Source organism: Stenotrophomonas sp. PS02297, from assembly GCF_029959705.1.
GTDB lineage: Bacteria > Pseudomonadota > Gammaproteobacteria > Xanthomonadales > Xanthomonadaceae > Stenotrophomonas > Stenotrophomonas nitritireducens.
The window spans coordinates 1-9,863 of record NZ_JASCOS010000129.1; the positions used below are offsets into that span (position 1 = coordinate 1).

The 9,863-nt window shown below is 67.7% G+C and carries 8 protein-coding genes; 7 read left to right on the forward strand and 1 reads right to left on the reverse strand.

The features are described 5' to 3' along the window. Window positions 1–85 precede the first annotated feature (85 nt). Window positions 86–1,582: an aminotransferase class III-fold pyridoxal phosphate-dependent enzyme gene (locus QMX80_RS16675; RefSeq protein ID WP_282278283.1), complete on the reverse strand. Its 1,497-nt coding sequence runs from the start codon at window positions 1,580–1,582 to the stop codon at window positions 86–88. A gap of 115 nt (window positions 1,583–1,697) precedes the next feature. Here QMX80_RS16675 and QMX80_RS16680 point away from each other — a divergent pair, with 115 nt between their 5' ends. The 7 genes from QMX80_RS16680 (at window position 1,698) to fabV (ending at window position 9,665) form a co-directional block, all read left to right on the forward strand. Continuing rightward, window positions 1,698–2,129, forward strand: coding sequence for an Lrp/AsnC family transcriptional regulator (locus QMX80_RS16680; protein ID WP_055770313.1), 432 nt, complete (start codon window positions 1,698–1,700; stop codon window positions 2,127–2,129). Between the two features lie 111 nt (window positions 2,130–2,240). Next, entirely contained in the window at window positions 2,241–3,275 is a 1,035-nt protein-coding gene (queA, locus tag QMX80_RS16685) for a tRNA preQ1(34) S-adenosylmethionine ribosyltransferase-isomerase QueA (RefSeq protein ID WP_282278285.1), read from the forward strand. Window positions 3,276–3,343: 68 nt separating this feature from the next. After that, entirely contained in the window at window positions 3,344–4,474 is a 1,131-nt protein-coding gene (gene tgt, locus QMX80_RS16690) for a tRNA guanosine(34) transglycosylase Tgt (protein ID WP_055769333.1), read from the forward strand. Window positions 4,475–4,811: 337 nt separating this feature from the next. Next, window positions 4,812–5,141 (forward strand): preprotein translocase subunit YajC, encoded by a 330-nt coding sequence (yajC, locus tag QMX80_RS16695; RefSeq protein ID WP_054665275.1) that lies wholly within the window; start codon window positions 4,812–4,814, stop codon window positions 5,139–5,141. A 60-nt stretch (window positions 5,142–5,201) separates the two neighbouring features. Continuing rightward, window positions 5,202–7,043, forward strand: coding sequence for a protein translocase subunit SecD (gene secD, locus QMX80_RS16700; protein ID WP_282278292.1), 1,842 nt, complete (start codon window positions 5,202–5,204; stop codon window positions 7,041–7,043). A 60-nt stretch (window positions 7,044–7,103) separates the two neighbouring features. After that, window positions 7,104–8,072 carry a protein translocase subunit SecF gene (secF, locus tag QMX80_RS16705; RefSeq protein WP_055769329.1) on the forward strand — a complete coding sequence of 323 codons (969 nt, stop codon included), beginning with the start codon at window positions 7,104–7,106 and terminating at the stop codon, window positions 8,070–8,072. A 330-nt stretch (window positions 8,073–8,402) separates the two neighbouring features. After that, window positions 8,403–9,665, forward strand: coding sequence for an enoyl-ACP reductase FabV (gene fabV / locus QMX80_RS16710; RefSeq protein WP_282278293.1), 1,263 nt, complete (start codon window positions 8,403–8,405; stop codon window positions 9,663–9,665). The last annotated feature ends 198 nt before the right edge of the window (window positions 9,666–9,863 follow it).

The window sequence follows — 9,863 nt, forward strand, 5'->3', positions numbered from 1 at the left end:
CCCCCCCCCGCGGCCGCTCCCCCCACACAACCCCGCCCCCCCCCCCCCCCCCTCTCCCGTACTCAGCCTTGCAGCCGGCGCCGGATCAGGCCGCGTCGGCCTGCTCGCGGCGCGGGCCTTCGGCCAGCGCGCGGCCGACCATCTCCACCAGCAGGTCCAGTTCGGCCTCGTCCATGCCGAAGTGCGGGGTGAAGCGCAGCGAGTTCTCGCCGCCATGGATCACGTTGACGCCGTGCATGCGCAGCCATTCCTCGGTGGAATTGGCGCCATAGCACTTGAACTGCGGGGCCAGCTCGCAGGAGAACAGCAGGCCGGTGCCCTGCACCTTGGTGATCAGGCCGCCCAGCTTCGCCTTGAGCGCTTCCAGCTTCTGCACCGCCTGCTCGCCACGTGCGCGGATGTTCTGGCGCACGTCCGGGGTGAGGCGGGCGAGGGTGGCGCAGGCCACGTCAAGCGCACGCGGGTTGGTGGTCATGGTGTTGCCGTACACGCCCTTGCGGTACAGCTGGGCGGCATGTTCGGTCACGGCCAGCACCGACAGCGGGAACTGCGCGCCGTTCAGGGCCTTGGAGTAGGTTTCCATGTCCGGCGGGTCCAGGGTTTCATAGCCCGGGTAATCGACGAAGGACACGGTGCCGTGCGCGCGCAGCGAGGCCTGGATGGAGTCGATCAGCAGCAGGCTGCCATGATCGCGGGTCAGTTCGCGCGCCAGCTTGTAGAAGCTGGCCGGAACCGCGCGGCCCGGGTCGCCTTCGCCCATCACCGGCTCCAGGAACACCGCTTCGACGAACCAGTTGTTGGCCTTGGCGTCGTCGAACACCTTGCGCAGCGCGGCCTCGTCGTAAGGGGCGATGGCGATGACGCTGTCCTCGCCGCGGTAGCTGGCCAGGAAACGGTCGTAGGTCTTGCGGGTCGAATCCGAATACAGCGCCGGACGGTCGGTGCGGCCGTGGAAGCTGCCCTTGATGACCACGCGCTTGACCGTGGCGCCGGCGTGCGGGGCGCCCGGATCGGTCTGCAGCTTGGCGTTGATGTCGGCGATGCGCGCGGCCAGGCCGACCGCCTCGGAGCCGGAGTTCAGGCACATGAAGTGCGAGAACGGACAGCCGCCGCGGGTGTGGCCGATCTCGCTGCGCAGCGCCTGCACGAAGCGGCGCTGGGACAGGCTCGGGGTCATGATGTTGGCCATCACCTGCGGCTTGGCCGCGGCGGCGAGCACGTCGGCCGGCGTGTGGCCGAAGCCGAGCATGCCGTAGCCGCCGGCGTCGTACAGCACCGCGCCCTTGAGCGAGACCACCCACGGGCCGCAGGCGGCCAGGGCGATGTACGGGACGACCGCGTCGTCGGCATAGAAATTGACGAAGCCGGCCTGCATCGCGGCGATCTGGTCCTTCTCGTCCAGGTCCAGCAGGTCTGCGACCTCGCCCTTGATGCGGGCATATTCGCCGGCCGCCGCCGCGATGGCGCCGGACAGGTCGGGATGGGCAGCGGCCAGGCGTTCGACGGCAGCGTCGTCCAGCCCCATGGTCAGGCGGGCGCCGGCGTGCGCGCGGAGCGCGGCGAGGGGGCCGAGTACGGTCATGCTCATCTCCAGAAAGGTTTGTATAGCCATTATCTGGAGATTTTGGTCATATGGCAGCTGTCATTCCGTCGAAAATCGGGTTAATTTCGTCGAATCGACGAACTTGGCCCGCGATGTGAAGATTTCTCCCGCCGACGAACGCCTGCTTTCCGTACTGCGCGAGGACGCGCGCGCCTCCACCGCGCAGATTGCGCGCCGGCTCGGGTTGTCACGCACCACCGTGCAGAGCCGCATCGACCGGCTCGAGCAGCAAGGGGTGATCGCCGGCTATACGGTGCGCACCCACGAGGACTACGAGCAGGGCCAGGTGCGCGCGCACGTGCTGATCACCGTGTCGCCGCGCAAGATGCCGGCGGTGGTCAAGGCGCTGCGCGACATTCCGGAGGTGCGCAGCCTGCACTCGGTCAGCGGCGCGCACGACCTGGTGGCGATGGTGGTGGTGGGCGGGGTTGGCGAGATGGACGTGGTCACCGACGCCATCGGTGCGGTCGACGGGGTCGAACGCACCACCAGCGCCATCATCCTGTCGACCAAATTCGAGCGCTGACCCTCTCCCGTTGCCGCAGAAGCGGCTTCCCGGAGGAGCCCGAAGCCGCTCCTGCAGGGGCGCTTGCGCGGGCCGGTACAATATCCGGCTCCCCCGCCCGATGATCCGGCCTTGAAGAAGTCCGATTTCCATTACGACCTGCCCGAGGAGCTGATCGCCCAGGCGCCGTTGGCCGAGCGCTCGGCCAGCCGCCTGCTGGTGGTGCCGCCGGCGCCGGCCGCCTACGACGACCGCCATGTCCGCGACCTGCCGGACCTGCTGCAGCCCGGCGACCTGCTGGTGTTCAACGACACCCGGGTGATCCCGGCGCGGCTGTTCGGGCAGAAGGCCACCGGCGGCCGGGTCGAGATCCTGATCGAGCGCCTGCTCGGCGGCCAGCAGGCCCGCGCGCAGATCGGCGCCAGCAAGTCGCCCAAGCCCGGCAGCCGCATCCAGCTCGATGCCGGTGGCGAGGCCGAGGTGCTGGGCCGCGACGGCGAGTTCTACGTGCTGCGCTTCGACCTCCCCGAGCCGCTGGAATCCTGGCTGGTGCACGAAGGCCGGCTGCCGCTGCCGCCGTACATCCACCGCGAGCCGGGCGCGGACGACCGCGAGCGCTACCAGACCGTGTTCGCGCGCCAGGTCGGGGCGGTGGCCGCGCCGACCGCGGGCCTGCATTTCGACGAAGCCTTGCTGCAGCAGTTGCGCGAACGCGGGGTGCAGTTCGGCCATATCACCCTGCATGTGGGCGCCGGCACGTTCCAGCCGGTGCGGGTGGACGACCTGTCCCACCACGTGATGCACCGCGAATGGCTCAATGTCGGTGCCGAACTGGTGCAGCAGGTGCGCCGGACCCGCGCCGCCGGCGGCCGCGTGATCGGCGTCGGCACCACCGTGGTACGGGCCCTGGAGAGCGCGATGCGCGACGGCGAGCTGCACCCCTTCGCCGGCGAGACGCAGATCTTCATCACCCCGGGCTACCGCATCCGCAGCGTCGATGCGATGGTCACCAACTTCCACCTGCCGGAAAGCACCCTGCTGATGATGATCTCGGCCTTCGCCGGCAAGGAGCGGGTGTTCGACGCCTACGCGCACGCCATCGCCGGGCACTACCGGTTCTTCAGCTATGGCGATGCGATGCTGCTGTTCCCGCAGCCCGACGCCTGATCCCGCCTTTACCTGCGCCGCCGTCGCCGATCCGCGACAATGGCCGCAGACCGATCGAAGCAAGCCCCATGTCCAGACTGCAGTTCACCCTCCAGACCACCGACGGCAATGCGCGCCGCGGCCAGCTGTCCTTCCCGCGCGGCACCGTGCAGACCCCGGCGTTCATGCCGGTGGGCACCTACGGCTCGGTGAAGGGCGTGCTGCCCGAGCAGGTCCGCGCGCTCGGCGCCGAGATCATCCTCGGCAACACCTTCCACCTGTACCTGCGCCCGGGCCTGGACGTGATCGCCGACCATGGCGGCCTGCACGGCTTCTGCCGCTGGAACGGACCGATCCTGACCGATTCGGGCGGTTTCCAGGTGTTCTCGCTGGCGCACCGGCGCAAGATCACCGAGCAGGGCGTGACCTTCGCCTCGCCGACCGATGGCGCCCGCGTGTTCCTGGGGCCGGAGGAGAGCATGAAGATCCAGAAGGTGCTCGATTCGGACATCGTGATGATCTTCGACGAATGCACGCCGTATCCGGCCACCGAGGACGTGGCGCGCCGCTCGATGGAATTGAGCCTGCGCTGGGCGCGGCGCTCGCGCGATGCGCACGATGCGCTGGGCAACGATGCGGCGCTGTTCGGCATCGTCCAGGGCGGGGTGCATGCCGACCTGCGCAGCCGTTCGGCCGACGGCCTGCAGCAGATCGGCTTCGATGGCTACGCCATCGGCGGGCTGGCGGTGGGCGAGCCCGAGCACGAGCGCAACGCCATGCTCGAGCACATGCACCCGATCCTGCCGGCCGACCGCCCGCGCTACCTGATGGGCGTGGGCCGCCCGGAGGACCTGGTCGAGGGCGTGGCCCGCGGCGTGGACATGTTCGACTGCGTCATGCCGACCCGCAACGCGCGCAACGGCCACTACTTCACCTCGTTCGGCACGGTGCGCATCCGCAACGCCCGCTACGAGCGCGACATGGACACGATCGAGCCGGGCTGCGGCTGCCATGCCTGCAGCAGCGGCTACACGCGCGCCTACCTGCGCCACCTGGACCGCTGCAACGAGATGCTGGCGCCGATGCTCGGCACCCTGCACAACCTGTATTACTACGAGAAGCTGATGGCCGACATGCGCGCGGCCATCGAGGCGGGAACCTTCCTGGCGTTCCGCGAGTCCTTCTATGCGGCGCGCGGGGCGGTCGCGCCTGCGCTGTAAGGTTTTTCACTCCTCCCGCCGCGAGACGGTCCGGCAGGCCTGCCGGACTGCACGGCGAAGCCGCCCGGAGGGCAGGGCGCATGGATGTGCCGGCTGCAGGTGGCGCGAAGCGCCGGGCGAGGGTACGGGCGAAGCTTTCTTGGCATCAGGCCGCACAAGGCTTCGCCCGCAATCCCGCCCGGGTTCCCTCTCCCGCAGGGAGCGGGGCTCTGTCCATCGATTGTCGGGGGGCGCGCCTTGCAATGGAGCCTGGCCGCCCCTATGGCATACTTCCCCGCTTGAATCCGTTTCGCGGCGCCGGCTCCGGCGGGCGCCGCCCAACAGTTAAGGACACACGATGAACCCGATGGCTATCCTGCTTCCCGTCGCCCAGGCCGCTCCGGCCGCCCCGGGAATGGGCACTTTCCTGCTGCCGATCGCCCTGATCGCGGTGATGTACTTCCTGATGATCCGCCCGCAGATGAAGCGCCAGAAGGAACACAAAGCGATGCTGGAGAAGATCTCCAAGGGCGACGAAGTGCTGACCAACGGCGGCATCGCCGGCGTGGTGACCGATATCGGCGACAACTTCATCACCGTCGAAGTGGCCGACAACGTCCGCATCCGCGTGCAGAAGGGCGCCATCGGCAACGTGCTGCCCAAGGGCACGCTGAAGTCCGCGGCCTGAATCCGAGTTTCCCGTCCGTCATGACGCGGCGCCGGGACAGGCGTCGCGCAGGAACCTGCAATGCTTGAATTTCCTCGCTGGAAGTACTTTCTGATCCTGGCCATCCTGGTGTTCAGCGCACTGTATGCGTTGCCCAACGTGTACCAGAAGGATCCGTCCGTGCAGATCACCGCCAACCGCGGCGGCCAGGTCGACGATGCCCTCAAGCAGCGCGTCAGCGCCGCACTGGGCGAGGCCGGCGTCACGCCCAAGTCGGTGGAGAAGGAAGGCGAGAGCCTGATCGTCCGCCTCGGTTCGCTCGATGCCCAGACCCGGGCCAACGACGTGCTGCGCGAGAAGACCGGCGAGAACTACACGGTCGCGCTGAACCTGGCCTCGACCGTGCCGGACTGGCTGGCCGGTATCGGCGGCAAGCCGATGGTGCTGGGCCTGGACCTGGTGGGTGGCGTGCACTTCGCCCTGCAGGTGGACAAGAAGGCCGCCGTGGACAAGCGTTTCGAGGCCTTCGCCGAGGACATCCGCACCACGCTGCGCGACAACCGCGTCGGCTACCGCTCGGTCGAGCGCCGCGGCGAGAGCGACATCCAGGTGACGCTGACCAACGCCGCCGACGCGGACAAGGCCCGCGCCGCGCTGGTCAAGGCGCAGCCGACCCTGACCTACTCGGGCAGCGACGAACGCATCACCGTGAGCGTGCCGCAGGCCGAAATGCTGCAGATCGCCTCCGGCGCCATCGAGCAGAACCTGACCACGCTGCGCAACCGCGTCAACGAACTGGGCGTGGCCGAGCCGATCATCCAGCGCCAGGGCGAGGACCGCATCGTGGTCGAACTGCCGGGCGTGCAGGACACCGCCGAAGCCAAGCGCATGATCGGCGCCACCGCCACCCTGGAATACCGCCTGGTGGTGGACGGCAACGCGGCCGATGCCGCGGCCAGCGGCCGCATCCCGCCGGAAGCGCGCCTGTACCGCGACCGCCGCGGCATGCCGGTGCTGCTGAACAAGCGCACCATCGTGACCGGCGACCAGATGGTCAAGGCCGAGGTCTCCACCGACCAGAACGGCCTGCCCGCGGTCGCGGTCACGCTCAACAGCGTCGGCGGCCAGCGCATGTTCGACGTCACCAGCGTCAACGTGAACAAGCCGATGGCCGTGGTCTACACCGAGCGCATCCCGCAGGTGACCACGGTCGACGGCAAGGAAGTGCGCAGCTTCCGGGTCAAGGAAGAAGTCATTTCCGTGGCCAACATCAACAGCCCGCTGGGCAAGAACTTCATCACCACCGGCCTGGAGAAGACCGAGGCCGAAGGCCTGGCCAAGCTGCTGCGCGCCGGTTCGCTGGCCGCGCCGATGGACTTCGTCGAGGAATACGTGATCGGCCCGAGCCTGGGCGCGGAGAACGTGGCCAGCGGCATCAAGGCGGTGGTGTTCTCGTTCGTGTTCACCCTGCTGTTCTTCACCGTGTACTACCGCATGTTCGGCGCGATCACCTCGGTGGCGCTGCTGTTCAACCTGCTGATCGTGGTGTCGGTGATGTCGCTGTTCGGCGCGACCATGACCCTGCCGGGCTTCGCCGGCCTGGCGCTGTCGGTGGGCCTGTCGGTGGACGCCAACGTGCTGATCAACGAGCGCATCCGCGAGGAACTGCGCGGCGGCATGCCGGCCAAGGCGGCCATCGCCGCCGGCTACGAGAAGGCTTCGCACACCATCCTCGACGCCAACCTGACCGGCCTTATCGTGGGCGTGGCGTTGTACGCCTTCGGTACCGGTCCGTTGAAGGGTTTCGCGCTGACCATGATCATCGGCATCTTCGCCTCGATGTTCACCGCGATCACCGTGTCGCGCTCGCTGGCGGTGCTGATCTACGGCCACCGCAAGAAGCTGACCTCCGTGGCGATCTGACGCGAACCCCATCGCAAGAGCCCGCACTTCCGCGTGCGGGCTTCCAAAGGAAAACCTTGCATGAAATTGTTTCCGCTCCACCTCATCCCGAACGACACCACCATCGACTTCATGCGCCACCGCAAGCCGGTGCTGGCGTTGATGGTGGTGCTGCTGGTGGCGTCCATCGCCATCATCGGCTTCAGGGGCTTCAACTACGCGCTCGAGTTCACTGGCGGCACCGTGGTGCGCACCCATTTCGAGAATCCCGTGGACGTGGAGCACGTGCGCGAGCGCCTGGCCACGGCCGGCTTCGAGCATGCCCAGGTGCAGAGCGTCGGTGGCGGCAACGACGTGATGATCCGCCTGCAGGCGGACAACGAGCACAACAATGCCGCCGACGCCGCGCAGAAGATCGCCGAGCAGGTGCGCGCCGCCGTCACCAGCGACGCCAACCAGGCCACCGTGCAGCCGGGCGAGTTCGTCGGCCCGCAGGTCGGCAAGGACCTGGCGATGAACGGCATCTACGCCACGCTGTTCATGCTGATCGGCTTCCTGATCTACATCGCCGCGCGCTTCGAATGGAAGTTCGCGATGGTGGCCAGCATCACCGCGTTCTTCGACCTGATCCTGACCATCGCCTACATGTCGCTGCTCGGCCGCGATTTCGACCTGACCGTGCTGGCCGGCCTGCTGTCGGTGATGGGCTTCGCGATCAACGACATCATCGTGGTGTTCGACCGCGTGCGCGAGAATTTCCGCAGCCTGCGCGTGGATTCGATGGAAGTGCTGAACCGCTCGATCAACCAGACCCTGTCGCGCACCATCATCACCGCGGTGATGTTCTTCCTGTCGGCCTTCGCCCTGTACCTGTACGGCGGCACGTCGATGGAAGGCCTGGCCGAAACCCACATGATCGGCGCGGTGATCGTGGTCGTATCCTCGGTGGTGGTCGCGGTGCCGATGCTGACGATCGGGCCGTTCCGGGTCTCCAAGCAGGACCTGCTGCCCAAGGCCAAGGACGTCGAGGAACTCGCGCGCCGTCCGTAAGGCCGGCCGGTTTCCACCGGGGAAAGAGCCGCGCATCGCGCGGCTCTTTCTTTTTGTCCGTTACCCGGCGCCGCCTGTACGGTAGTGCCGGGCCGTCGGCTGGCAAGCGCAGTGCCGATGATGCGGGCCAATGCCCGGCGTTGTCCCCGGCATGGCCGACGCTGCCACGGCCGGATTACCGCTGCGGCATTGTCCAGCTGGTATTTTCCTGTGCGATCCATGCGGTGGCGTCGGTTGTCATCGCCGCAGGCGCACACTACGATCCTCGCGGTTCGGCGCCCGCCCGCGATGTGCCACGGCGCTGTTTTCCCGTATCCAATCGAGGTTTCCATGGTCATCAAACCGCGTGTGCGCGGCTTCATCTGCGTCACCACCCATCCGGCCGGCTGCGACGCGGCGGTCAAGGAGCAGATCGACTACGTCAAGGCGCAGCCCCGGCTCGCCCATGGCCCGAAGAAGGTGCTGGTGATCGGCGCCTCCACCGGCTACGGCCTGGCCGCGCGCATCAAGGCCGCCTTCGGCAGCGATGCCGCCACGCTGGGCGTGTTCTTCGAGCGGCCCGGCAGCGAGAGCAAGCCGGGAACGGCCGGCTGGTACAACTCGGCCGCGTTCGAGAAGTATGCGCACCAGGCCGGCCTGTATGCGCGCAGCGTCAACGGCGATGCATTCTCCGACGAGGTCAAGGCCAAGGTCATCGAGATCATCAAGGCCGACCTTGGCCAGGTCGACCAGGTGGTCTACAGCCTGGCATCGCCGCGCCGCAGGCACCCCAGGACCGGCGAGGTCATCAGCTCCACGCTCAAGCCGATCGGCGAGCCGATCACGCTGCGCGGCCTGGATACCGACAAGGAAGTGCTGACCGAGACCACCCTGCAGCCGGCCACCGCCGAGGAAATTTCCGGCACCGTGCAGGTGATGGGCGGCGAGGACTGGCAGATGTGGATCGATGCGCTGCTGGAAGCCGGCGTGCTCGCCCCTGGCGCCACCACCACGGCCTTCACCTATGTCGGCGAGGAGATCACCCAGGCCATCTATTGGAACGGCTCGATCGGTGCCGCCAAGAAGGACCTGGACACCAAGGTCAAGGACATCCGCGGCAAGCTGCAGGGCATCGGCGGCGACGCGCGCGTGTCGGTGCTCAAGGCGGTGGTCACCCAGGCCAGTTCGGCGATCCCGACCATGCCGCTGTACCTGTCGCTGCTGTTCAAGGTGATGAAGAGCGAGGGCACCCACGAAGGCTGCATCGAACAGCTCGATACCCTGTACGACATCCTCTATAACGGCCCGCAGGGCGGCGCCAATGCGGCCGACCACATCCGCCGCGGACTGCAGGACGGGAAGGGCCGCGATGTCGCGCTCGTCGACGAGGAAGGCCGCCTGCGCGCCGACTACAAGGAAATGGCGCCGGAAGTGCAGGGCAGGGTGCTGGAGCTGTGGCCGCAGGTGACCAACGAGAACCTGTACGAGATCAGCGACCTGGCCGGCTACAAGGCCGACTTCCTGCGCCTGTTCGGCTTCGGCATCGACGGCGTGGATTACGAAGCCGACGTCGACCCTGACGTGAAGATCGAGAACCTGGTCGATCTGACCTGACGCAGAAGGGCCGGCTCACAAGCCGGTCCTTCCGTTTGCACCGGATCGTTCCCGTGTAGAGCGGGGCACCGCCCCGCTGGCGCTTTACCGGTCAGACCCGCCGGGCGATGCCCGGCGCGACAGGGCAGATGGCATCGGGACAATGCCCGACAGTACGAAAAGCGCGGCGTTTCGCCCGCCTCCGGATCAGCCGCACTC

Bases quoted from the DNA above. Each gene is read 5' to 3' on its own strand.
- QMX80_RS16675 (WP_282278283.1), bottom strand. From the start codon at position 1,582: ATGACCGTACTCGGCCCCCTCGCCGCGCTCCGCGCGCACGCCGGCGCC.
- secD (WP_282278292.1), top strand. From the start codon at position 5,202: ATGCTTGAATTTCCTCGCTGGAAGTACTTTCTGATCCTGGCCATCCTG.
- tgt (WP_055769333.1), top strand. From the start codon at position 3,344: ATGTCCAGACTGCAGTTCACCCTCCAGACCACCGACGGCAATGCGCGC.
- fabV (WP_282278293.1), top strand. From the start codon at position 8,403: ATGGTCATCAAACCGCGTGTGCGCGGCTTCATCTGCGTCACCACCCAT.
- secF (WP_055769329.1), top strand. From the start codon at position 7,104: ATGAAATTGTTTCCGCTCCACCTCATCCCGAACGACACCACCATCGAC.
- yajC (WP_054665275.1), top strand. From the start codon at position 4,812: ATGAACCCGATGGCTATCCTGCTTCCCGTCGCCCAGGCCGCTCCGGCC.